Here is a 24,380-nt window from a genome sequence, read left to right as displayed (position 1 = left end):
TTAAATTTCCTTTACTATACATTCAAAGTGTGTAAGCATACAATAAGTATCTAATCTACTGAGAACTATTTCTATATCTTTCATTTCCTCTTCATGTTTCTGTTTATCATTATCAGGAATTTTTACTGTTAACGCACCTTGAATAGGCCCTGTTTGATTTTTTCTACCAATAATATGTCTAAATCCCTCTTCTCTATCTTTGTAAATTTTATTAATATTTTGAATTCTTGACAGACTGGGTGCAAAAGGATGAGCATCACACCATTTTTCAATATCCACATCTAACGGATATGGGATAAAAATTCGAATTACATTCTTAAGAATTAGTTTATACTTCCAACTTTGTCGACCTGCCCAAACATAGTCTAATTCTTTAGCTTCGATTTTCTTAAAAACAGTAGCTAAATAAATTGCAGCATTATTATTCGTAATAAATATAACATCCCCCGATTTAGGTGGATTTCTTTTTAAATTATTATCATTCTCACTATAACCCCAAACAGAGAATGATTCTTCTATGGACTCTAGAATTTCTTTTCTGTCATTCAAATCTCCATTTTCAGATTCTAAAGCAGATATAATAATAGATCTGGAAACCTTCTTCTCTATTGTATTAAGATAGGGTATTGTTACACCTGTCCCCCCAGCCATTACAAATACATTCTGATCTGTCATCTTTAACTCCTAAAAAAAGTGGAAATTTTATAATTGTATAAATCATTTTACAAACGCTTATAAAATCGCTTGCATAGTTATTGTATCATAATATTTTATATTTGTTCTAAAACAAAGAAAAAAGGTTTATCCAAATTGGATAAACCCTGTTATATCAAGCTTTTACAAGCTTCTTAAGCTTTACCTTCTGAACCGAATACGTCGATACGTTCTTCAACTGATGCTTGGATAGCTTTTACACCGTCAGCCAAGAATTTACGTGGGTCGAAGAGTTTCTTCTTGTCGTATTCTGCTTCGTTTGCTTCGTAGTCGCGAGCGAATGCACGAGTTGCGTTAGCGAATGCGATTTGGCATTCAGTGTTAACGTTAACTTTGGCAACTCCAAGTTTGATAGCTGCTTGGATTTGGTCATCAGGAATACCTGAACCACCGTGCAATACGATTGGGAAGCCTGGAAGAGCTTCTGTCAATTTCTTCAAGTGGTCAAGGTCAAGACCTTCCCAGTTTGCTGGGTATGGGCCGTGGATGTTACCGATACCTGCTGCCAAGAAGTCGATTCCAGTTTCAACCATTGCTTTAGCGTCTTCGATTGGAGCCAATTCACCTTTACCGATGATACCGTCTTCTTCACCACCGATAGTACCAACTTCAGCTTCTACTGAGATACCTTTAGCGTGTGCTTTTTCAACAACATCTTTAGCCAATTTAAGGTTTTCTTCTACTGGAAGGTGTGAACCATCAAACATGATAGAAGTGTAACCAACTTCGATACACTCAAGTGCATCTTCGTAGTGACCATGGTCCAAGTGAATCGCAACTGGTACAGTGATGCCCATTGATTCTACAAGGTTAGCGATCAAGTTACGAGCAACTTTGTAGCCACCCATGTATTTAGCAGCACCCATTGAAGTTTGGATAAGCACTGGTGCTTTCTTAGCTTCTGCCGCACGCAGGATAGCTTGAGTCCACTCAAGGTTGTTTGTGTTGAATCCACCAACTGCGTAACCATTGTCACGAGCTGCTTGGACAAATTTTTCTGCTGAAACGATTGCCATTCTTATCAGGCCTCCTCTTATTTTTTGTGGTTAAACCACTTACATTGTTTATTTTATCACTTTTTCACTAAAATTGCTAGTTTTTCCTGAAATTTTAAAGAATTGCAGGGAGACGCTTAGCCTTTTTAAGCGTCTCTAGTGTAAAAAGAAAAAGCTGACCGAAGTCAGCTTACTTGATGCGGAGAGAGGGACTTGAACCCTCACGACCTAAAGCGGTCACAGGATCCTTAGTCCTGCGCGTCTGCCAATTCCGCCATCCCCGCGATTGAGTACCTTACTAGTATAACAGGACAGCTAAGGCTTGTCAAGAAAATTTTTCAGTTTATTTCAAAAAATCAACTTTCTACTCAATCAACAAAATTGGGAAATCTAAGCGAAAATGAAGCTAAGGCAGGAACACAGAAAACTCAGTGCTGCTGAGTCGCAATAAAGACAGCCACCGTTTGGTCGGGATCGTATTTTTCAAAGTCAATAGTGTAGTCCCGATGTAGCTCACCTGTTTCTTCTGCCTGCCAAATCCTCTGCCAAGTATGAAAAATAGCTTGCGGATCCTCCTTATCCGCTTCAAACACTTGATAGGTCTGCTCGGATGTGTCAAAATCATAGACTTCCCCATCTGTCAAACGGCAGATAGAGAGACTGTAGTCTCCTTTGTAATCACTAGCATAGTCATTATAGACAGCATAGACTGGTTCTCCTTGGGCAAAAGCTTCTTTCACAGCTCCCTCTTGTTCCTGCCAGAGAGCTTGGATTTTTTCTACACAATGCTCATCTTGAAAATTATTAGTACGAATACTAGCTAAAATGTTTAGAAACATCTTCTTCCCTCCTTTTGCTTTTCATTATAACATTTCTCTAGAAAAGTCGCTTAGATTAGACAAAGCTAGTCTATTTCTCCTGGCTCTTTTCTACCGCTGCTGTGACAAAGGCTGTATAAAGACCTTCAGGTCGGTTCGGTCGGCTGGAAAGCTCTGGGTGGTACTGACAGGCCACGAAGAATTTATTTTCTGGGATTTCCACTATTTCGACCAAGCGATTGTCTGGTGAAACTCCGGAAAATACAAATCCAGCTGCCTCAAACTGCTCGCGAAAGTCATTGTTAAACTCATAGCGATGACGGTGACGGCGCTGCACGACTTCTTGATAGTCGTAAGCCGCTGCTGCCTTAGAGCCACTCTTAAGCTTAGAAGGATAGAGCCCCAATCTCAGCGTTCCACCCAAGTCTTCGACATCAATCTGATCACGCATGAGGTCAATAATCGGATACGTTGTGTCTGGATTGAGCTCCGCTGAGTTGGCATCTGCCAGCCCAAGGACGTGACGGGCGAATTCAACACAGGTTAGCTGCATACCCAAGCAAATCCCCAACATAGGAACATCCTGCTCACGCGCATAGCGGATTGCCTGAATCTTACCCTCAGTTCCTCTCTGACCAAAGCCACCCGGAACGATAATTCCATCTGCACTTCCAAGAAGCTCTGCTGCGTTTTCGGCTGTTACCTGATTCGCATCAATCCAGTCAATCTTAACATCTGCATCATTGGCATAGCCGGCATGCTTGAGCGCTTCGACAACTGAAATATAGGCATCTGGCAACTCGACATACTTACCAACCAGAGCAATACGTACTTGCTTTTTCAGGTTCATCACTTTTTCTACCATAGCTGACCACTCCGTCATATCCGCTGCCGGCACATCCAGCTTCAGATGGTCACAGACGATTTGGTCCATCTTTTGCGCCTGCAAATTGAGAGGAATTTGGTAAAGATGCTCCACATCTAGCGACTCAATGACCGCCTCCGGCGCCACATCACAGAATTGAGCCAGTTTGTTTTTGATGTTTTGTCCAGATGGCTTCTCTGTGCGGATGACCAGCATATTAGGCTGAATCCCCAAACCGCGCAACTCTTTGACAGAATGCTGAGTCGGTTTGGTCTTCATTTCACCGGCTGCCTTGAGATAGGGCAAGAGGGTCGTATGGATATACATGACATTATCTGCACCGACATCCGCCTTCATCTGGCGCAAAGCTTCTAAAAAAGGAAGAGACTCGATGTCGCCCACTGTGCCACCGACCTCTGTGATAATCACATCCGAGTCCGTCGTCCGTGCTGCCCGCTTGATCTTGTCCTTGAGAGCATCTGTAATATGTGGAATGACTTGGACCGTCGCCCCCAGATACTCGCCTTTTCGCTCCTTGCGCAGGACTTCGCTATAGATTTTACCAGTTGTGACATTGGAGTATTTATTGAGATTGATGTCAATAAAACGCTCATAATGCCCCAGATCAAGATCCGTCTCGGCTCCATCATCTGTGACAAACACTTCCCCATGCTGGTAAGGGCTCATGGTACCGGGATCAATATTGATATAAGGGTCAAATTTCTGAATCGTAACCTTGAGACCGCGATTCTTCAAAAGTCGGCCCAAGCTAGCTGCCACAATCCCTTTCCCGATAGAAGAAACTACACCGCCGGTGACAAAAATATATTTAGTTGACATACGTGCTCCTTTTCATAAAACAATTCGTTCCAGCAAGCATCACAGTTGCTGGAAACTTAGCTATAGGAGGATTTTCCATAATCTGTCTGAAAAAGAAAAATAGCTCCCTGGAAACAGGAAGCTCTGACCTCTAAAAGAGGTGCCCGAACAGTATGATATCGCAAACCTAAAAAATTGTCAAATGTTTTCATTCGGTTTTCATCCATTTTCACCAATACTGATGACATGTGTTTCGAATTCTACATCGGGCATGCACTCTGCTAAATCATGTCGGATCCCTTTCAAGATGCCCGACTTCTTATCTTAAAAATCTTCATGCTGTTTCTCACCATTCTGATAAGAATTCTGCCTGCCGATTATCATCCCTGATTTTTTTAACCTTTTGAATAAATAAAAATCTGATGATAAAACATAGGGCATTCAAGATAACAAACATATAAACAAAGGTCATCCAGTTGAGCTGGAATGGCATATAGTCACCTGTCTGAAGAGAAGTCATAATCTGGATATTCCTTGCAGCATAGATGGCCACAGGCAGAGTGAGCAAGAAAAGTAGATTGCTGATCACAATGTAGGGGTTAAGCAGGATACGATAAACCTCTCTCTCCTCATATCCTAGTAAATCAAACATCAATAGAGTCTTCATATTACCATTCAAGCCGATAAAGACTGCTAAGTAAATCAATAAACAGCCTGTTATAACACCGATACTTTGGTTGATAATAGCACTTGCTTTGTTGGAAGTCTGACTTCTTTGAACAGCTGATAATTTTTCCTCTAGGGAGCGAGTTTTTCCCTGACCCTTATCTTGAGCGTTATTGGTTAATCTGCCATTAAAACTATCATTCGTTTCAGCCACCATAGCAGATGCTTGGTCTTTGGGAATATATATCGTCTTTAAATCAGCATTCTCCGCAAATCCAGCTATCTTTATCTGATGTTGCTTTCCCTTTACTCTTAGCTCTAGAGTATCCCCAACTTTAAGACCATAATTCTCTCGCAATTCAGGATTTACAAAGACACCTTGTGTGGGATCTAGAATTTCTCCCTTACTGTCAATCAGCTGAAACAAGTCATTTTGGCTTGTAAGCGAAAGCGCCTGATAGGCTATAGTTTCGCCTTTTATCATTAGATCAACATCGTATCTCAGATAGGTTACAGAATCTGAAGCTGACTCAGCCTCCTCCTTTCGGTAGTTATCATAGCTGATATCATAAGAATAGTGCCGGCCGGCCTTCTGAGATTCAAGGATTTTAGAGGAGCTAAAAGTAAGAGACAAGCTTAAGACAAACATGATGCTAAATGTAACGATAGCAATCAACAAGAGCCCTAAGGTGCTAAAATGATTTAAAGTCAGCTTAAATTTAAACTTATGCTTCATCGGCAGCTTTTGAATCATCTTCTCTATCAAACCGGGACGGATGCTTTTTCCGTCTGTCTGTTTCATCATTAGAGCCAGATCCGTCTTTCTCACCGTCAGTCCTGCCAGATAAGTAAGAGCTCCTAGGAAAAGACTTAGGAAGAGGGTTCCTGTCATAACCGACTGTAGAGAAACTCCTTTACTCAATCCTTGAACGAGATAGGTCTGGCTATTAGCAGAAAGGAGGATATCGGATCCCCAGAAGCCCAAGACTAAGCCAATCAAGGAACTGATTAAGGATAACCCGCAGATTAATAGGGCATAGCTTGCCAGCATACTGGAGAAGGAAAAGCCAAGGGACATCAGCTGGGCTAGCTGTACTCGATTTCTTTGGAGCGTTCCTCTGATGAATAAGGATAAAATGAGGGCGAAAATGGCTACCATGGCGACAGTAATGTTTCTGATTAAGAGTTGATTACTTTTCAAAGCTGTGAAATAATTAGCCTCATTGCCTGATAATTGCTCTACACCTAAACGAAGTAAATTGGCATCAATGGCAAAATGAACGAAGAAGAACATAAAGGAAATGAAGATTAAAATCAGAGATAGAATGGCCACCATCGTCTTCTTAGCAAAAAAGTCTCTGGATAGATATTTAAATAGCAAATCCATATTAAATCTCCCAACTCATTTGATTCGGCGACAGCTTCTCCATATTCATGTCGTCCCTAACAATACGGCCATCTTCTAAGAGCAGTATTCGGTCAGCTGTTCTGGCAATTTCTCGATTATGTGTCGTAAAAAGGATACTGGTTCCGTAGGTTTGCTTGATAGCATGCAATAAAACAATAATGTTCTTACTATTTTCGCTGTCCAGAGCGCCTGTCGCCTCGTCACAGAATAAAACAGCCGGTTTCTTAATCACAGCTCTGGCAATGCAGACCCTCTGCTGCTCACCGCCTGACAGCTGATGAGGATATTTGTTCAAAAGTTTCTCAATTCCCAGTAGCGAAGCCAATTCTTCTAGGTCCGCTGTCTCTGCGGCATACTTGCTGCCCAACTGAATATTCTCCTCAACTGTCAGATTAGGAATTAGCATGTAGTGCTGAAAGACCAAACCAATGTCTTCTCTCCTAAACTTGGCCACTGCCGATTTACTCAGCTGACCTATCTCCTTTCCTTTATATAAGACCTGTCCAGAACTTGGTTTCAGTAGAGAAGATAGGATATTCAGCATCGTTGACTTTCCTGAGCCGCTGTGACCCAAGATTGCTACAAACTGCCCCTGATCAATTTTTAGATCCGTATTCTGCAGGACATACTCATCCTCATATTTTTTGCTGATTGATTTAGCTTCTAATAGTGTTTCTGTCATCGCACGCTCCTTTTTCTTTGTTTATTATACCATTTTTTATTGAGTAATGTCTCCTATTTTCAGAAAAGCAAACTATAATCAATTCCCACCTTTCTCATTTTTTCAACCACGACTCTGACAAAAGAAATCGAAAAGCACTCAAAAAAGCTCCCTGAAAACAGGAAGCTGATAGTCAGTGAGAATCAAAATTGGAAAGCCTATTCCAGTTAATTTTCCTCAATACTGATGACATGTGTTTCAAATTCTAAATCAGGCATGCACTCTGCTAAATCGTGTCGGATTCGTTCCAAGGCTGCCAGACGCATTTCGACAGAGGTATTGGCATTCCCCTGAATGATGAAAATGGCATCCTTGGTCTCCTCATCAAACTTATAATACTCGCTGTCACGTACATCCAACCAAGCCAAAATGCCTTTGGCATCCCGATAGACATAGTCCGTCTTGGCAACATGCTTCTCCTTGGACAAAATAGGCAGAAAAACATCTTCCTTTTGGCTTACGGTGAATTCTATCTGACTTTCAATCTTATCAAAATCATGCCCTCCAATAGCCAGTAGAGAATGCAGGGCTTCGACGTTATAAATATCAATAATGCTATTAATATGAGGGAGCGAGCCTCGGTGCTGGATATTGCGAATCAGAGCAGGAACCGTCGGAGGATTTTTCTTGACACTGCGACCTACGCGCTGCAGTATTTCTATATAACCTTGAACCACTGGCGACTCAAGCACCTCATCCAAGTCGCAAGCCAGAGCCCAGTCTTCCATTTCCTTTTTCTTTTTTAGAAATGAGGGTGACAGTTCTGCATGAGGATTAACATTCTTGGCAATCCCGATAACGACACTTTTTATGCCTAGTTCACCCAGACTCTTATCAATGACAAATTTCATAGCAGCATACCTCCATCTTTTCTTTATTAAATTTTATTAGTATTCTACACCTTCCAAACTCATATTTCAAGGAATATTAAAAGAAACAAGGGTTTTCATCCCTTGCTTCTTTTGGTTGATTTATTCTTCCTCTTCGGTCTCCGTGTCTTCGTCAGAGTAGTCGTCATCTTCTTCGTTGAGTTCGACTTCTTCACCTAGATCATCTGGAGCGATTTCGTTGATTTCAGCATCATAAGCTTCCACTTCATTCTTCTCATCGTCTGGATTTTCCTCGTCGTACGAGAGAGCCGGATCTGCTTCGTAGCCGTCCTCATCTTCTGGATCGTCATCGCTGTAGTCAATGGCATCCTCATCGCCATCCATAAAGGCATTGACGCGTTTCTTCTTGCGTTTCTTAGGTGCGTCGTCCTCATCAGTCTCTTCCAAGGCGATGATTTCTTCATCCACTTCGTCGATAGCATACCATGAACGCAGGCCCCATTTATTATCTCCCAGCGGAATAAAGCTGCCGTCTACATTGAGTTCTGTGTAGAATAAAGGCAGAGCATCACGAATCTCACTGTTTGATTTTTCCAGATAGTTTTGAATTTCATTGACCAGATCATTAAAATACATCTCATGGTCGCGGCCGCGGGCTTCCAAAATGGCACGCGCCACTTCAATCATAGAAAGCTCACTTTTTTCCTGTCCAGCAAATACTTCTAATTCCAAAGTTGATCTCCTTTAAGATTAAGTAAAGGCTTGTCGCCCTCTTGCAATTTTTCGCTACTTTCTATTGTACGATAAATTTCTATTTTCGTCAAAAGAAAATCCAGGAAAAATCACGGAACAAGTACAAAAAGAAACTAGTGCATCTATACACTAGTTTCAAATGATATCGTTTTGAATGATGAAGCTTATTTCACTTTCGCAGTGCTTGTAATCACTTCAACAGCTTTCTTGATAGCGATGTCGTGTTTCAGCATATCTTCTGACAGCAATTGACGAACACGTTCCACTTCCATGTTGTAGTCTGTAGCCAATGAAGTTACTTCTGCTTCGATTTCTTCTGCGCTAGCTTCAAAACCTTCTGCCTTAGCAACTGCTTCTACGACAAGGTTTGTCTTAGTCCGTGACTCAGCATCTGCTTCGTATTGCTTGTGCAGGTCTTCCTGAGTAGTGCCAGTGATTTGGAAGTACATGTCAGGTGAGATTCCTTGGCGTTGCATGTTGCCCAAGAATTCATTAACAGCGCGGTGCACTTCTTCGTGGACCATTTCTGCTGGCAAGTCAACGATTTCCGCGTTTGCTACTGCTTGATCAATAGCTGCTGCTTCTACCGCATCCTTATAAGCTGTTTCCTTAGCTTCTGACAATTCTTTGCGGTACTTTTCTTTCAGCTCGTCAAGAGTTTCCACTTCTTCGTCGATATCTTTTGCAAGTTCGTCGTCCAATGCTGGAACTTCTTTTTCTTTAACTTCGTGAATAGTTGTCACAAACTTAGCTTCCTTGCCTGCCAAGTCTTCTGCTTGGTAGTCTTCTGGGAAGGTTACGACAACATCCACTGTTTCACCTGCACTGTGGCCAACCAACTGCTCTTCAAATCCTGGGATGAATTGACCGCTACCCAGTCCAAGTGAGAAGTTATCGCCCTTGCCGCCGTCAAATTCAACGCCGTCAACAGATCCAACAAAGTCAATCACAACTGTATCACCGTCAGCTGCTGGACCTTCTTTGAGAACCAACTCAGCCAAGTTGTTACGCTCACGCTCAATGCGCTCATCTACTTCAGCGTCAGTCACTTCTTTAGTAGCTTCAACAGTTACTTCCAAGTCTTTGTAAGCACCCAGCTTAACTTCTGGCTTAGTGACTACTTCAGCTTTGATGACCCAGTCTTGGCCTTTTTCCATAGACTCGACATCAAACTGAGGCTGAGCAACTACTTCGATACCTGCTTCTTTAACAGCAGCTTCGTATGCTTCTGGAAGAAGAGAGTTCAAAGCATCTTGGTAGAGGGCTTCTTCACCAAAACGTTGGTTGAAGATAGCACGTGGAAGGTGACCTTTACGGAAACCTGGTACAGCAATATCTTTTTTTACTGAGTTAAATACACGGTCCAAGGCTGGCTTGATTTTCTCTTGACTGATGCTAAAAGTCAAAAGGCCGCGATTTGTTTCTTTGTTTTCAAATGATACAGACATTCTGTCATTTCTCCTTAAAATTTATTGAATACAACCCATTATAGCATAATTAGAGTTTTTTTCAAAATTATTTTTCCTTTTATCCCTTCCTGATTTTATCCTCTGTATAGGCCGCTCTGGCGCCGCCAATTAGCTTGGGACGGCTGGCTAAAGCTGTGACATGGGCAGATCCCAATTCCTTGAGAATCGGTCGAATAGGAATCTGCACATGCTTGACATGCATACCGATAGCAGTATCGCCAATATCCAGCCCCGCCTGAGCGACAATGAACTCCACCTCAACAGGATCCTTCATGTATTGAAAAGCCGCTAGCTGACCGCTGCCTCCAGCATGAAGAGTAGGCAGAACATTGACTATCTCCAAATCCTTCTTGTTCGCCAAGGCTCTTTCGACTACAAGGGCGCGATTGAGATGCTCACATCCCTGAACTGCTAGAAAGATACCCTTCTCTTCTAAGATATCCAGTAAGGTTTTGACAATGACCTGTCCGACTTCCAGACTGGAATTCTGACCGATATGTCCTCCGACAACCTCACTAGAGGATAGCCCCAGAACAAAAATATCTCCCTCGACCAAGGCAGCCTTGTCCAAAACATCTAGAACAATCTGACGAGTTTCTGCTCCAATCTTAGCTAAGTCCATGTCTCACCTCGTTTATTTCACTGCGACTGTCTTTTTCAAACTCTCTGGGAAGGCCTTGTAAAGAGCAAATCCAACTGCTAAACCAAATGCATTCTGCATAAAATTACTTAAGATTTCGGCTAGGGCAGCCCCAACACCATTCATGATACTACCAAAGAGGGCATAGCCACCGACCATAGCCACTGCGGCCAAGACCAGCCCAAGGTAGCGTTTCTTGCCCTCAAAGCCAGCAAAGAACCCCTGAAGTCCGTGGCAAATCAGACTGAAAATCATCCACTGAGGATAGCCGGCAATCATATCAATCAAAAAGCCTGAAAGGCCTCCGACAATAGCCGCTTCCTTGCGGCCAAAGTAGAAGGCTGCAAAATAAATCCCTGCATCCAGCAGTGTCAAAAAGCCTGTCGGAGTTGGGATTTTTAAAAAATTCCCCAAAACCACAGATAGAGCTGTGATGAAAGCTAAGATAACTAATTTTTTAACTTGATGATTTCTCATACTGAACTACCCCATATTGATCTGAGCGCTGAATCGCTCGGTAAACAAAATCTTTAGAAATTTGAACTGCTGCAAGCGGAAACTTGCCTAGAAGCAGCTGACTAGCAATGCTGGAAGCAAATGTGCAGCCTGCTCCGGTATTGTTGCTAGCCAGCACTGGCGATTCCATGATTTCAAAATTTTGACCGTCATAGTAAACATCCACCGCCCGCTCCTTGCTCAAGCGATTACCGCCCTTAATCACCACATGCTTGGCCCCCAAATCATAGAGCTCCTTGGCTGCAGCCTGCATATCCTCCAGACTTTTGATTTCTTTTTGGGTCAATAACTGAGCTTCTGCTAGATTTGGTGTGATGATACTGACATAAGGAAAGAACTTGATGATTTCTTCTCTCAGCGCACTGACTTCCAAATCATGATTTTCCTTGCAGACCAGAACAGGATCCAGCACAACTGGTATATCCGCATGCTGCTTGACAAAAGCCAATGCCTGCTCTGCTATTTCCAGATTGGGTAAAAGTCCTATCTTAATAGCAGAAAAAGGAACATCTTTGAGACTGGCTAACTGCTGGGCAAAAACCTCTTCCTCAACTGGAATGACCTCAAATCCCTTATCAGTCATGGCTGTCAGGCAAGTCACAGCTACGAATCCATGCAGACCATTGACCGTGTAGGTAGCCAAATCAGCGTGCAGTCCGCCGCCGCTGAAAATATCATTGCCCGAAAGGGCTAAAATCAACTTATTCTTCATAACGAATCTCCTTTAGATAGAGGCCGTTTGGACCGGCTGTTGGTCCTGCCAGATGGCGATCTTTCTCCGCTAAAATCCTCTGAATCTGCTCTACCGGCATGCGCTTATTGCCAATCTTGAGCAGGGTACCGACCATATTGCGGATCTGCTTGTAAAGAAAGCCATTGCCCGAAAAAGTAAAGACCAGAAAATTACGCTCTGCATCATAGCGGACCTTAGCCTCGGTAATAGTCCGAACCTTGTCTTCCACGCTGGTCCCAGAAGCCGTAAATCCAGTAAAATCATGCGTCCCCTCTAACTGAGCAATCGCTTCTTCTATCAAACTCAGCTCCAAAGGATATGGATAATGTGTGGCATAATGGCGCATCATAGGATTTTTAGGCCGGCCAATGTCCACCAAAAATTCATAGGTCTTGCTGTGCTTATTGTAGCGAGAATGAAAATCATCCGATACCCGCTCCACACTAATAAAATCAATATCTTCCGGCGTCTGGGTATCCAAGGCGAAACGCAATTTCTCTTCATCCCGCTCTTCTGGTAAATCAAAATGCAGCACCTGGCCCAGAGCATGGACACCGCTGTCGGTCCGGCCCGCTCCATGAATGACCACAGGCTGGCCTTTATTGATACGGGTCAGGGTCTTTTCAATCTCTTCCTGAACACTTCTGGCATGGGGCTGTCGCTGAAAGCCAGCAAAGCCATAACCATCATAGGATATAATTGCTTTATAACGTGTCATGTGTTTATTTTAGCAGGAAAAAAGGCCCCCAGCAAGCCCTAAAAGCAGGAACTGTCCGGGGACAGATTTTTTAAAAATATTGTATAAGAAATAGGGATAATTTGCACTCTGACTTGCCATTATACAACAAAACAACCCATCTGAATCAGACTGTCAGTGACGACACAAACAGAACTAATTCAAATGGGTTATTGATCACATATTGCTAAAGGTCATTATTTGCAGCTACTCATGTAGGCAATTAAACACTTTTTCTTAGGAACCCCAAATGGAGTTTTCATCCATAAAGCTGTTGGTATTCTTGAGCAACTGCGTAAAGACAGCATACTTGAAGTCCTTGGTTGCACGTTCATCGACACGAGACTTCTTCAGATCCTTGTCAACAGCTTCTGCAAAGCCAGCTTTCAGCTCTTCATAAGTACTATAGACTTTTCCGTTGACAGTCACTGGCTTAATACCTGAGGTTTGTGCTTTATCCACAACTTTTCTGAAGTAAGCTTTCTTGAAGGCTTCCATGGTTTCAAATTCGCCTTCAGAAATTTGCTTGATGATAAAGTTATCGCTCAAACCAGTCACCCCTTGCTCATTGGCTGTCTTACGGTGTTTATTGGAAGCATAGCTTACAAAGCCTTTTTCATAGCCATAGTAACCCCAGATTCTGAAGGTATTATGCTTGAACATCAAGGCACCTGGCGCTCCAGTATTGTTTTGGCCGCCACCATAGATACCTGTCATAAAGTCGATAGCAATGTAACTAGAGTCATAGTCAGCAGGGTTATAAGTTCGATTGTCAACCGCACGGTTAGACAGCAAGCCTTGGTCAACCAAGTCCTCTACAGATGAGACTGACATGGCCGCTTTCTCCTCTGCCGTCAACTCTCTCACGACATCGTATTGAGTCCGAGCATCTACAACCTTCGGTTCAACTTTCTTGAACCATTTAGCCGCGGCTTCATTTCCTTTAGCCACTACCGCTTGACCTTCAAGGTAATCCAGCAGCATGAGGGTATCATTATATCCCTTCATGTAATGGTCGATGTCTGCTCGGTTCTTGAAGAGACTTGGCGAGCTATTGAAAATGAGACTGCCATCATTTGGACGATCAAAGGCCATATTGAGACCCAGAGCACCCCAGCCCGGCTGACCAGGAACAGGCGATTGGAGCAACCCTTGGGCATAGCCTTCTGGTCCGATACCTTGTCGTCTGCCATGTCCGCCCAGGTAAATATAGCCGTCATTGACGTGGGTGAGCTCATGCGTAAAGACGGACACACCGTATTCTGTCAAGAGGTCAAAGGCCTCAAAGTTCACACGAATTGAACCGGCAGCATGGGCACCATAACCGTTTGACTTGTACCAGCCACCAGCTCTGCCCCCAACTAGGTTAAAGAACTCGCGGGATGGTGCATAAGGATTGCCCTTATTATCATTTCCGTTGACATCAATCCAGCCGCGTCCTTCCACATCAAAACCATCCCATACAGCCGTTACATTTTGCTTGACCATTCTGGACTTGATATCATCTGAGAGCAGTTTGTACCAAGTGTCTACGTGATTTCGATGCTGGGTCGCTACTTCCTTGATGCGCGCATTAAATCGTTCATCAGACCATGACCGGCGCTTGTCTCTGTTGACAAAGGCCATCGTGCTATAGTTTGACAGAATGGCTAAGCGCGTATTCTTCAAGGTTAGCAGCGGAAGGATATAGTTACTGAAATATTCAGAGTTGAGGTTATCAAAGACGCGATACTTAGCAGACTTAATCTCCTCGACTTCTGACTGGCGTTCTTCAAACTGAATAAAGCCTCGGGTTGCATCCTTGAACCATGAATCCATATCCGCAAAGTCAGTCAGTAGGCGACGGTTGTAATCCAAGTAAGCCACCAAATCACTAGACTTGGACTCAGCCTTCAACTGACGTGCAAACATATTGACATTGTCTGCCCCTTTCAGTTGATTTTCTGTCGAACGACCAATCTTAATCAAGCGATCCAGCAATGGTACTTTTTCACCATAGAAGTCTGGTTTGAAGAGCACCAGCTCCTTGAGGTTGTAGTCGCCAAATTTGAGATCGTAATAACGGTTGAGATAGGTCAGACCGAGCATGATAGCCGTCTTATTCTCTTCGATTTTAGCTTTCAGAGCTTCGTTGGCTGCTGGATTGTCAGCATGGAATCTTGTCCATTCATTGGCCAGGAGCTTACCAAGCATATCCTGCAAGTTGGCTTTCACCTCAGCCAGAGATTCATCCAAGAAGAGACGCTTCACTTTGTTGACCTTGTCATTATCATTAGGCAGACCAACAGAACGATAGACTTCATCACTGTATAGTTCAAAACTCTTCAAGCTCTCAGTCAGCTGAGTCAGCAAGTCTTCTTTGACTGCCGTTGAATGATTTGGAGTATAGACTGTACCAAGCTCTGCAATCTGATATTCCGGCAGAGCAGTCTGTTCAAATCGTGCTTGATTTTGAAGATTGTAGATAGTCTTGCTTCCGTCTTCAAAATGGACTAAGATCTTATCTGCATCCGTTCCGCCAGCAACAAACTGATTGCCCTTCAGTGCTTGAACAGATAGGACTTTCTTGGTCAACAGGTCACCTGCCTTACCAGCATCCACCAGCTTATTGGCTTCATGAATCAAGAACTCTTGATTGTAGAAAGGCATAAAGCGCTCTAAGTTCTGATAAAGCTGTTCATTTTCTGCCTTGTAACCTGTCTTATCTTGATAAGTACTTGTTCTCAGGATAGCAGCATTTAGCTTCTCAGTTGTTACTTCATTGGCGCTGCTTTGTTCAAGAGCCGTAATCCGATAGCTCTTGACTTTTTGCTCTGCTTCAGCTTCTGTCAAGCGACGGAACTTGGCATCTTTTCCTGTCTTGGTTCCAGAGCTTTGTCCCTGAACACCAAAGAGGTTTTGGAGTTTTTGTCCCATCCAAGCATCAGTAATCTCATTATCTGAGCTAAAGAGCTCTTTTCCGTTCACTACTGTAGCATAGCTGACAGTGTCATTGATAGTTCCATACGGCCAAATGGAAGCAGCGATACCAGCCGCATTTCTTGAGCCCGCATCCTCTAACTTACCTTTGGCAACGGACTGAGTCAGCTTGCCCCAATTCCCCCAGCCTGCACCTGAATAGTTAGTGAAGTTTTGAGCGACCAGCATACCTGCATTTTGACCACTCTTAACCCAAATATCTGCTTCGACATAAGCTCGGCTTACTAAGGACATGGCGTTGGTTCCTGCAATACCGGCTGTAACAGAGTTTCCACCCTTGGACTTAATCTGACCCTTAAAGGAGACATTTTCAACTCGAGATTGGCCTTCTATATTGTTAACCAGACCGGCAATATGGTCTCTTCCTTCCAAGTAGCCTTGGACATTGACGTTTTCGATTACTCCTTTATTCTTCAAGCGAGCAGCAATTGTCGCAACTGTATCGCCCGCTTGCGAATCTGGATAAACCATATTGACCCGCTTAAAGTCAATATCCTTGACCGTTCCACCAGTAATCGTATCAAATAGAGGATGCGCTAAGTCTAAAATCGCATGGCGCTCACCATTTTGACCACCAATCAGCTGGCCTTTGAACTCACCTGGTAAGTAAGATTTGCTGTTGGCAGGTTTGTCAATCAATTTGGCACTGATACTGCGGCCCAAAATAAAGGTTCCAGAAGGATCTTCCTTGATTCCGTCCAAGAGGTCTTGGAAGTCATAATAGACATTTCCTTCACGCTTCTTGGCCTTTTCCAGATAGAAATCAAAGCTGTTTTGAAGACCAGTTGCACTTCTTTGCAGCAAGTCTGGCAGCTGAGCCTGGATCTTAAAGACAGGCTGGTTATCAACGACCACTTCCTCGATAGAAGTAACTGGCAGGACAGTGTCCTTGAACTGGTCGGATGTAAAGTGCAGATAATATTGGTCCAGATTTGCTGGTTTTTCAGCCAAAGTAGGCATCAATTTTGTCTGGCCATTTTCAACCTTCATCAAGGAGACATTAGTAATCGATTTGAGCTCTACCTTCTTCAGGTCAAGCTGGACTTTCTCTTGAGCTAATTCCTGACTTTCAGAGCCATTTCCTAAGTCATAAGACAGAGTCGTCTCAATCTTATATGGTGTATAGTAGTCCAAACCACTGAAGCTAGCAGTCAACTGGCCTGCCGCCAAGTTCTGCTCTGCTATCAGCTGGCCATCTTTCTTCAGACGAACATGAGCACTAGTAAAGGCTTGATCCCTGTCCGTCAGCTGGTATTGAATCTGAGCTGATTTCTGCAATTCATCCTTCTTAACCGCTGAAACAGTCAGAGTTGGTGCTGCTTTAAGGGCCAATAAGTCAGCTAAAGCCTGCTTGAGTTGGTTGACACCCGCATCTACTTCATCTTGACTCGACGAAGTTTGATAAACTATCGCAGCCATATTCTTAATTGCTTGTAGCTGCTGGTAGGATTGATTAGTGTAAACTGCAGGATCTACAGCCGCTGCTAAAGCTAGCTGCTTGCTCAATTCTTCTTTATTGATGCGAGCCTTGCTACCCCGAGTGACCACTGTATCAACTGCTTCATGCAAGATTCTTTCAGTTATTTGCGGCTCTGATATGCGATTACCACCCAAGACTTCATAGCTGGTAACAATTTCTTTTTGTCCTGGAGTTCCATCGACAGTGGTCTCCTCATCAAGATACTTGCTATCATCTGTCTTGTTGACAACTTGAGGCTCAATCGTTTCTAGCTTGATGTCTGTATGCAGACTAGGTTGTTCTGGTTGAACTGTCGATTCGCCATTAACCCCACCTGTGTATTCTGGGAGGGCGGGCTGGACCGGAGCTATGTCTCCTGCCGTGCCTACTGGAGCATCATAGACTGGAAGTTCTTCTTGAACTGCTGATTCGCCGTTGACACCGCCCGTGTACTCTGGTAGAGCGGGCTCGACTGGTGCTATATCTCCCGCTGTCCCTACCGGGGCTGTGTAGACTGGGTTGTCCGCTTGAACTGCTGATTCCCCATTAACGCCGCCAGTGTATTCTGGCAAAGCAGGTTCAATCGGGGCTGTGTCGCCTACCGTGCCTACTGGTTCCGTGTAGACTGGATTGTCTGCTTGAACTAACGATTCACCGTTCACAGCACCGCTGTACTCTGGCAAGGCTGGCTCTTGTAAACTTTCCCCTTTCGCCGTTTCTATAGGTGGATTTGACGGCTGAGGAGCTGGACTAGGATTTGGAGCTGGAGTCGGAGTAGGAAGCTTCCCTATCTGGCCAGAATCACTTTCATCAGGATTCAGCCGATACAGCAACCCTGCCTGAGCAGCTCGATCAATAGAGTCAGAGTCCTCTTTTGCAACTTCTGATAATTCTGCTTGTCCTCGAGCTTCTTGACCGGATGGCAGAGAAGTTGGCTTGGTTCCTGTCAAAGCCAGCAAATCAGAAGCAGTAAAGTAACCGATATAGTTATAGCCTGCAATGGTCACATCCGCTTCAGAAACTGTTGACGAAACCGCAACTTGACGGTTATAAGAAAGCAATTCCCGATTTTCTAGCGCAAACGCTTGAGGAGACTGTAATACAGTCTGTCCCAAGCTGCCTAGCAAAAGCACTCCTAGTAATTTGCCAGATTTCTTTCGTGAGAATACCAAGACAGCCAAAATAGCCGTTCCCGCAAATAAGCCGAGAAGCGGCTGACCGTTATTTCCTGTACTCGGTAAGACAGCTTGCCCATCTTGCTTCCGATAAATCAGGTAATAGTTTTCCCCTTTTTGCAGATTTTCAGGCAGACCTTTCTTAATCAGCCCTTTTTCCTGCTCTGTTAGCTCTTGCTCTTCAACGTAAGTATAGTGAGCAGTCGCACCGCCTCCTACTTCATCTGCAGCAACTGTCGAACTTGACAAAGAGCTCCCAAAAATCAGAGCTGCAATGGCAACTGAGCCCACACCGACAGACAATTTGCGAATCGAATATTTCTGAATTCGCTCCTGCACTTTTTCAAAACGTTTCACTTTATAAATCCCCTTTTTCCTAAAATGTATAAAGCTAATCTCCCATTATCTCCCTAGCCAACTCCCCAGCAGGCTAAAAAGATGCGTTTTATACATATACTATTATCATATATCTTTTAGGAAATTTTTACAATAGATTTTGCTTAAAAAAACAATTAATTTTTGTAAAAGTAAATAGAGAAAATTAATTTGCTCTTTATAGCGAATTTCTTTTAATTAAAGGGCTGATCAGAGTGGCTCTCTTTCTTGACTGCATTTGCCAAATCTCCTTCTAGAAAACATAAAAAGAACAGCATTAGGCTGCTCCTTTTTATATAATTACAAATCTTCCAAGGCATCTTTCATTTTGTCGAAGAAGCCTTTTTTCTTAGGATTGACCGAGATATTGCCAGCTTCCGCAAATTCTTTGAGGGCAACTTTTTGACGGTCGTTGAGGCCAGTCGGCGTCACAACATTGACAGTAACATACTGATCACCCATGCTTCCACCACGCAGACTCGGTGCTCCCTTGCCACGCAGGCGGAAACGCTTGCCAGTCTGTGTTCCTTCTGGGATATTCAGCTCCACATCCCCATGAACAGTTGGAATATCTACACTGTCACCAAGAGCTGCTTGGACAAAGTTGAGATTGAGCTTGTAGTAAATGGTAGAGCCATCGCGCTCAAACTTATCACTCGGCTCAACTTGGACCACGACATAAAGATCACCATAAGGGCCGCCATTAAAGCCTGCCTCACCTTGACCAGACAGACGGACCTGCTGACCAGTTTCCACACCAGCAGGGATTTTGACCTTGACGCTGTGAGCCTGTTTTTCATGCCCCGTTCCATGACAGGTTTCACAAGGACTTTTGATTTCTTTTCCTCGGCCGTGACAGACATCACAGGTCACTTGGCGACGCATCATGCCAAGCGGTGTTTGGGTATCAACATTGATGACACCTGAGCCATGACAGCGGCCACAGGTAACAGGACTAGTCCCTGGCTTGGCACCAGACCCAGCACAGGTATGACAGGTCGCTTCGCGGTTATACTTGATTTCCTTCTCAGCTCCGAAAATGGCTTCTTCAAAGCGGAGATTTACACGATACTGAAGATCGTCCCCTTGGCGCGGAGCATTAGGATTACGCGAAGCACCGCCACCAAAGAAGCTAGAGAAGATGTCTTCGAAGCCGCCAAAGCCGGAGCCATCAAAACCACCGAAGCCGCCTGCACCGCCGCCAAAGCCACCATTAGCTCCCGCTGCGCCGTATTGATCATAGGCTGCCCGCTTTTGCTCGTCGCTCAGCGTTTCATAAGCCTCTTGGACTTCTTTATATTTGTCCTCCGCCCCAGCTTCTTTATTAATATCGGGGTGGTACTTTTTAGATAATTTCCGATAGGCTCTCTTAATCTCATCCTGAGAAGCATTCTTAGAGACACCTAGACGGTCATAATATTCTGTATTGTTCATGTAAGATACCAAGACCGTAAAATTCGACTGAAAAATAGGAAATCAGGCGACGGAGCGATGCTCCTAGACTGATTTTTCTTTTTTCTGAGAATTTAGGTCGGGTTCAGTTCCTTTCTAACTTAGTATAAGAAAGAACCGGAAATTTCAATTCCAATGCCTTTCTTACCGAAAAACAGAGGCTGGGTTGCAACCTCTGTAGTACATTATCTTCAATCTAATAGATAAAATTTAATCAGATTTTGTATATTTTAATAAAGATTTTTAACTTTATTATAACTAGCAACTGCAATATTTATAATTTTTTCATCTCCAATTTTATTATCAAAATAGACTTGTCGATTAATTGGAGCACCATCCTTCGTTGGCCTAGTATCATCCATAGCAGGCAAAATAGTATCTATATGACATTTTAGCCAAGTTATGTCTTCATTATTGTTTTTGGGCAGTTCTAGAAACTTCCTATTTTTGCCTTTGTTAGTTACACATTCTAAAGAAATATAACCAGACTTGGAAGTTTCACTTTGTATTACAGACAAATCTTTTTTCTGAAGCTCTCCAATCAGCTCATCAACTTTCATACAATCCTCCTCATTCCATGAGTAATGACCAAACCAAATTTACTGGATTGTTTTACTTCTCAGTAAACTCTCCGTCTACGACATCGTCGTCTGCTTTAGTTGAGCCCGCGTTTTCAGCTCCTTCTGCTCCCGCTTGGGCTTGTTGAGCTGCAGCAGCTTGCTCGTAGAGTTTCACTGCCAGTGCTTGAGCTTTTTCGTTAAGAGCTTCCAATTTCGCTTTCATGTCGTCCAAGTTATTGTCTTCTTGCGCTTTCTTAAGTTCATCAAGAGCAGCTTGGGCAGCGTCACGCTCTGCGTCGAAGCCTTTGCCTTCAGTTTCCTTGATAGTCTTTTCAGTCGCAAAGATAGCTTGGTCTACTTCGTTACGAAGGTCAACTTCTTCCTTACGTTTCTTATCTGCTTCAGCGTTCGCTTCTGCATCCTTCATCATGCGGTCGATTTCTTCATCAGTCAGGCCGCTGTTAGATTGGATGACAATGTGTTGTTCTTTTTGAGTTCCAAGGTCTTTAGCTTTAACAGATACAATACCGTTCTTGTCGATGTCAAAGGTTACTTCGATTTGAGGAATTCCGCGAGGAGCAGCTGGGATATCTGTCAATTGGAAGCGTCCCAGAGTCTTGTTATCCGCTGCCATTGGGCGTTCACCTTGAAGAACATGGATATCAACGGCTGGTTGGTTGTCCGCTGCTGTAGAGAAGACTTGTGATTTAGAAGTTGGAATTGTTGTGTTGCGGTCGATCAGCTTAGTGAAGACGCCACCCATTGTTTCGATACCAAGTGACAATGGTGTTACGTCAAGAAGGACAACGTCTTTGACATCACCAGTGATCACTCCACCTTGGATAGCCGCACCCATAGCAACTACTTCATCAGGGTTCACTGATTTGTTTGGCTCTTTACCAGTTTCAGCCTTAACAGCTTCTACAACAGCTGGGATACGAGTTGAACCACCAACCAAGATTACTTCGTCAATTTCTGACAAGCTCAAGCCTGCATCAGAAAGAGCACGGCGAACTGGTTCTTTAGTACGTTCTACCAAGTCACGAGTCAAATCGTCGAATTTAGCACGAGTCAGAGTCATTTCCAAGTGGAGAGGTCCAGCATCACCAGCTGTGATAAACGGCAAGCTGATTTGAGTAGAAGTTACACCTGAAAGGTCTTTCTTAGCCTTTTCAGCTGCATCTTTCAAACGTTGAAGCGCCATCTTGTCATTTGACAAATCGATGCCATTTTCTTTCTTGAACTCAGCTACCATGTGGTCGATGATCTTTTGGTCAAAGTCGTCACCACCGAGTTTGTTGTCACCAGCAGTTGCCAATACATCAAAGACGCCATCACCCAACTCAAGGATTGAAACGTCAAAAGTACCACCACCCAAGTCAAAGACCAAAATCTTTTCTTCTTTATCTTGTTTGTCAAGACCGTAAGCAAGGGCTGCTGCAGTTGGTTCGTTGACGATACGTTCTACTTCAAGACCAGCGATTTTACCAGCGTCTTTAGTCGCTTGACGTTGTGCATCGTTAAAGTAAGCTGGTACTGTGATAACCGCTTTGCTTACTTTTTCACCAAGATATTCTTCTGCATAGCCTTTCAAGTATTGCAGAATCATAGCTGAGATTTCTTGCGGAGTGTATTCTTTGCCGTTAGCAGCTACTTTTTCAGATGTTCCCATTTTTGATTTGATGGAAATGATTGTATCTGGGTTTGTTACTGCTTGACGTTTTGCCGCATCACCAACGATTATTTCACCATTTTTGAATGACACTACAGAAGGTGTTGTACGGTTTCCTTCTGGGTTTGCGATGATTTTGCTTTCAGTTCCTTCAAGAACTGCAACTGCTGAGTTTGTTGTACCTAAGTCAATACCGATAATTTTAGACATATTTTTACCTCTTTTTACTTTAATTTTATTTTTGATACTCTTCTTTGGTTCGCTTAGCTCGTTAAAAGCAAAGCTGAACGAATGTTTTCTTCTTTCATAGTTTATTGTCGTTTCGGACAAGTTTTACGTAGTAGCTGATTGGCAGTTCACTTCGCAAATATTAGTGACTCGCCTAGTTGTAAACTACCACCATAGCCGGTCTAAGGATACGGTCATGAAGTTTGTAGCCTTTTTGGAAGACCTGCGCGATAGTGTCAGCTGGGTGCTCATCGTCAGCTGGAACGGTTTGAATGGCCATGTGATAGTTATGGTCAAAAGCTCCGTCAGCTGAGATTTCTTCGATACCCTCTTCTTTGAGAGCATGAATCAAGCTTTCCTGCACCATTTCCAGTCCCTTTTTGACATCATCTGTCAACCCTTCAACTGCAAGCGCGCGCTCCAGATTATCTATCGAAGGCAAAATAGCTTTTGCCAGATCCTGACTGCGGTATCTTTGCAGCTGCTGGCGTTCTTCATTCGCTCGTCGCTGAATGTTCTGCATTTCTGCATGAGCACGGAGATATTTGTTTTCAAAATCTTCTGCCCGCTCATTAGCTAGTTCTAATTCTGATTTTTCAGGGTTTGCCGATTCAGCTTGCTCAGCTGTTTCTACAGTTTCCTCTTTTACTTCTACATCTTCTGGATGTTCTTCTTGTTTATGCTTTGCCACAAGGCACCTCCTATTTAGGAATATTTATACTATATTTAATGGACTTCATAGTGATTGCTGCTTAGATAGCGATAGAAGTCGGTTAGTTTCATGGTCAGCACGCGGTTGACGACATTCATCTGACTGACCAGTCGTTGGTAGTCAAGATTGACCGGACCGACAACTGCCAGCACCCCAAATCCTCGATAAGGAATCAAGAATTTGCTGGAAATCAATGTCAAATCAGCCAAACAGCTTTCCCTACTGTCTGCCACGCGCACGCTTTGCATCTGATCCTCGGCCAAGCTGTCGCGGATTTCAAAGGCTACTTTCTGCGGGTCATCAAAAAACTGATAAGCTGACAGATCTGAAAATTCCAAGAGCTGAACCTTGCCAGATAGAATCACATTTTCCTTGAAAATATCACCAAAGATATGCTCAAAGAGCTGGATGACATTGTCCGTCGTAGTGAAATAGCGCTGGATAATCTGCGGAATTTCCGTCCGAATCTTGTAATGGATGTCCAGCACTGTCTGTCCCAAGAACCGCTCCCTTACCAAGCCTTTAAGCCTGTCCAGATCTTCTCTTAGGAAGTTGCGCGGAATCATAAACTGACTGGTAATGGTATTGGACTCATCCAGAGTGAAGACTGCCAGAGCCGCATGCTGACTGAGCACAACGATGTCAAAAGCTGTCAAGCGTTGCCGACTGGGTTCTACATCCAGTGCAACAACCGTACATCCACTGAGCTTGGTCAAAAGGTCCGCTGCCTGTTGAAGAATGTCCTCCAAGTTGAAAAACTCATGGTCAAAGGCTTTGATAACCTCATAAAGTTCATTCTCAGCAAGACGATCAAAGGACAGAGAATGCTTAACAAAGTACTGAAAACCAGCCACGCTAGGCTTACGGCCGCTGGACGTATGCGCCTTTTCAAGAAGCCCCTGCTTTTCCAAAGCCGCCATATCGTTTCGGATAGTAGCACTACTGGAATTGATGGAATCCTGCAGGGCTTTGGAGCCGACTGGCTCGTGAGTCTTGGTAAAGATATCAATAATCAAATTCAAAATCTCATTTTGACGCTCCGTGACCACGGCATCACCTCCAATCAAGATTCTGCTATCGATTAG

19 protein-coding genes, 1 tRNA gene and 1 pseudogene are annotated in these 24,380 nt (G+C 43.6%); all 21 read right to left on the bottom strand.

Features of this window, described 5'->3' with window-relative positions:
- The 21 genes and pseudogenes from J1C86_RS01975 to hrcA all read right to left on the bottom strand — a co-directional run bounded on the left by J1C86_RS01975 (nt 1) and on the right by hrcA (nt 24,344).
- Nucleotides 1-675 carry a hypothetical protein gene (locus tag J1C86_RS01975; protein WP_427150810.1) on the bottom strand — a complete coding sequence of 225 codons (675 nt, stop codon included), beginning with the start codon at nt 673-675 and terminating at the stop codon, nt 1-3.
- A gap of 173 nt (nt 676-848) precedes the next feature.
- Nucleotides 849-1,730: a class II fructose-bisphosphate aldolase gene (locus tag J1C86_RS01970; RefSeq protein ID WP_002905307.1), complete on the bottom strand. Its 882-nt coding sequence runs from the start codon at nt 1,728-1,730 to the stop codon at nt 849-851.
- A 177-nt stretch (nt 1,731-1,907) separates the two neighbouring features.
- Nucleotides 1,908-1,993, bottom strand: a tRNA-Leu gene (locus J1C86_RS01965).
- A 144-nt stretch (nt 1,994-2,137) separates the two neighbouring features.
- On the bottom strand, nt 2,138-2,548 hold the full coding sequence (locus J1C86_RS01960) for a GyrI-like domain-containing protein (protein WP_125408183.1): 411 nt from the start codon (nt 2,546-2,548) through the stop codon (nt 2,138-2,140).
- A gap of 70 nt (nt 2,549-2,618) precedes the next feature.
- On the bottom strand, nt 2,619-4,232 hold the full coding sequence (locus J1C86_RS01955) for a CTP synthase (protein ID WP_125408185.1): 1,614 nt from the start codon (nt 4,230-4,232) through the stop codon (nt 2,619-2,621).
- 198 nt (nt 4,233-4,430) lie between these two features.
- Nucleotides 4,431-4,517, bottom strand: a pseudogene (locus J1C86_RS01950) (B3/B4 domain-containing protein); the annotation flags it as partial.
- Between the two features lie 40 nt (nt 4,518-4,557).
- Nucleotides 4,558-6,264 (bottom strand): FtsX-like permease family protein, encoded by a 1,707-nt coding sequence (locus J1C86_RS01945; RefSeq protein WP_125408187.1) that lies wholly within the window; start codon nt 6,262-6,264, stop codon nt 4,558-4,560.
- Between the two features lies 1 nt (nt 6,265).
- The gene (locus J1C86_RS01940; RefSeq protein WP_124765442.1) at nt 6,266-6,967 is read right to left on the bottom strand and encodes an ABC transporter ATP-binding protein; all 702 of its coding nucleotides are present in this window, start codon (nt 6,965-6,967) and stop codon (nt 6,266-6,268) included.
- Nucleotides 6,968-7,173: 206 nt separating this feature from the next.
- Complete coding sequence (locus J1C86_RS01935; protein WP_124765444.1) at nt 7,174-7,857, bottom strand: B3/B4 domain-containing protein; 684 nt, start codon at nt 7,855-7,857, stop codon at nt 7,174-7,176.
- Nucleotides 7,858-7,977: 120 nt separating this feature from the next.
- Nucleotides 7,978-8,568: a DNA-directed RNA polymerase subunit delta gene (rpoE, locus tag J1C86_RS01930; RefSeq protein ID WP_002898937.1), complete on the bottom strand. Its 591-nt coding sequence runs from the start codon at nt 8,566-8,568 to the stop codon at nt 7,978-7,980.
- 185 nt (nt 8,569-8,753) lie between these two features.
- Nucleotides 8,754-10,037: a trigger factor gene (gene tig / locus J1C86_RS01925; RefSeq protein ID WP_125409106.1), complete on the bottom strand. Its 1,284-nt coding sequence runs from the start codon at nt 10,035-10,037 to the stop codon at nt 8,754-8,756.
- Nucleotides 10,038-10,116: 79 nt separating this feature from the next.
- Entirely contained in the window at nt 10,117-10,680 is a 564-nt protein-coding gene (locus J1C86_RS01920) for a TIGR01440 family protein (RefSeq protein ID WP_125409108.1), read from the bottom strand.
- A 12-nt stretch (nt 10,681-10,692) separates the two neighbouring features.
- On the bottom strand, nt 10,693-11,175 hold the full coding sequence (locus J1C86_RS01915; protein WP_125409110.1) for an ECF transporter S component: 483 nt from the start codon (nt 11,173-11,175) through the stop codon (nt 10,693-10,695).
- Nucleotides 11,156-11,926, bottom strand: coding sequence for a bifunctional hydroxymethylpyrimidine kinase/phosphomethylpyrimidine kinase (locus tag J1C86_RS01910; protein ID WP_125409112.1), 771 nt, complete (start codon nt 11,924-11,926; stop codon nt 11,156-11,158). Before J1C86_RS01910 ends, J1C86_RS01915 begins: the two co-directional genes overlap by 20 nt.
- The gene (gene truA, locus J1C86_RS01905; RefSeq protein WP_125409114.1) at nt 11,916-12,665 is read right to left on the bottom strand and encodes a tRNA pseudouridine(38-40) synthase TruA; all 750 of its coding nucleotides are present in this window, start codon (nt 12,663-12,665) and stop codon (nt 11,916-11,918) included. The genes J1C86_RS01910 and truA overlap by 11 nt, the downstream gene beginning before the upstream one ends.
- A gap of 255 nt (nt 12,666-12,920) precedes the next feature.
- Nucleotides 12,921-18,653 (bottom strand): SIALI-17 repeat-containing surface protein, encoded by a 5,733-nt coding sequence (locus tag J1C86_RS01900; RefSeq protein ID WP_125409116.1) that lies wholly within the window; start codon nt 18,651-18,653, stop codon nt 12,921-12,923.
- A 318-nt stretch (nt 18,654-18,971) separates the two neighbouring features.
- Nucleotides 18,972-20,105 (bottom strand): molecular chaperone DnaJ, encoded by a 1,134-nt coding sequence (gene dnaJ, locus J1C86_RS01895; RefSeq protein ID WP_002908746.1) that lies wholly within the window; start codon nt 20,103-20,105, stop codon nt 18,972-18,974.
- Nucleotides 20,106-20,353: 248 nt separating this feature from the next.
- The gene (locus J1C86_RS01890) at nt 20,354-20,683 is read right to left on the bottom strand and encodes a hypothetical protein (protein WP_125408195.1); all 330 of its coding nucleotides are present in this window, start codon (nt 20,681-20,683) and stop codon (nt 20,354-20,356) included.
- A 52-nt stretch (nt 20,684-20,735) separates the two neighbouring features.
- The gene (gene dnaK / locus J1C86_RS01885; RefSeq protein ID WP_002905346.1) at nt 20,736-22,565 is read right to left on the bottom strand and encodes a molecular chaperone DnaK; all 1,830 of its coding nucleotides are present in this window, start codon (nt 22,563-22,565) and stop codon (nt 20,736-20,738) included.
- A 172-nt stretch (nt 22,566-22,737) separates the two neighbouring features.
- A complete protein-coding gene (gene grpE, locus J1C86_RS01880; protein ID WP_125408199.1) occupies nt 22,738-23,274 on the bottom strand; it encodes a nucleotide exchange factor GrpE in 537 nt (178 codons plus the stop codon).
- A gap of 35 nt (nt 23,275-23,309) precedes the next feature.
- Nucleotides 23,310-24,344: a heat-inducible transcriptional repressor HrcA gene (gene hrcA, locus J1C86_RS01875; protein ID WP_125408212.1), complete on the bottom strand. Its 1,035-nt coding sequence runs from the start codon at nt 24,342-24,344 to the stop codon at nt 23,310-23,312.
- Between the last annotated feature and the right edge of the window lie 36 nt (nt 24,345-24,380).

Origin of the sequence: Streptococcus sanguinis, from assembly GCF_050220005.1 — a bacterium.
Lineage (GTDB): Bacteria > Bacillota > Bacilli > Lactobacillales > Streptococcaceae > Streptococcus > Streptococcus sanguinis_Z.
The sequence above is the reverse complement of the archived record's forward strand: the minus strand, read 5'-3'. Positions and strand labels throughout refer to the sequence as shown.

Bases quoted from the DNA above. Each gene is read 5' to 3' on its own strand.
- J1C86_RS01975 (WP_427150810.1), bottom strand. From the start codon at position 675: ATGACAGATCAGAATGTATTTGTAATGGCTGGGGGGACAGGTGTAACA.
- J1C86_RS01890 (WP_125408195.1), bottom strand. From the start codon at position 20,683: ATGAAAGTTGATGAGCTGATTGGAGAGCTTCAGAAAAAAGATTTGTCT.
- J1C86_RS01910 (WP_125409112.1), bottom strand. From the start codon at position 11,926: ATGAAGAATAAGTTGATTTTAGCCCTTTCGGGCAATGATATTTTCAGC.
- J1C86_RS01915 (WP_125409110.1), bottom strand. From the start codon at position 11,175: ATGAGAAATCATCAAGTTAAAAAATTAGTTATCTTAGCTTTCATCACA.
- J1C86_RS01970 (WP_002905307.1), bottom strand. From the start codon at position 1,730: ATGGCAATCGTTTCAGCAGAAAAATTTGTCCAAGCAGCTCGTGACAAT.
- tig (WP_125409106.1), bottom strand. From the start codon at position 10,037: ATGTCTGTATCATTTGAAAACAAAGAAACAAATCGCGGCCTTTTGACT.
- J1C86_RS01955 (WP_125408185.1), bottom strand. From the start codon at position 4,232: ATGTCAACTAAATATATTTTTGTCACCGGCGGTGTAGTTTCTTCTATC.
- dnaJ (WP_002908746.1), bottom strand. From the start codon at position 20,105: ATGAACAATACAGAATATTATGACCGTCTAGGTGTCTCTAAGAATGCT.
- J1C86_RS01920 (WP_125409108.1), bottom strand. From the start codon at position 10,680: ATGGACTTAGCTAAGATTGGAGCAGAAACTCGTCAGATTGTTCTAGAT.
- truA (WP_125409114.1), bottom strand. From the start codon at position 12,665: ATGACACGTTATAAAGCAATTATATCCTATGATGGTTATGGCTTTGCT.
- J1C86_RS01945 (WP_125408187.1), bottom strand. From the start codon at position 6,264: ATGGATTTGCTATTTAAATATCTATCCAGAGACTTTTTTGCTAAGAAG.
- J1C86_RS01940 (WP_124765442.1), bottom strand. From the start codon at position 6,967: ATGACAGAAACACTATTAGAAGCTAAATCAATCAGCAAAAAATATGAG.
- J1C86_RS01935 (WP_124765444.1), bottom strand. From the start codon at position 7,857: ATGAAATTTGTCATTGATAAGAGTCTGGGTGAACTAGGCATAAAAAGT.
- dnaK (WP_002905346.1), bottom strand. From the start codon at position 22,565: ATGTCTAAAATTATCGGTATTGACTTAGGTACAACAAACTCAGCAGTT.
- J1C86_RS01960 (WP_125408183.1), bottom strand. From the start codon at position 2,548: ATGTTTCTAAACATTTTAGCTAGTATTCGTACTAATAATTTTCAAGAT.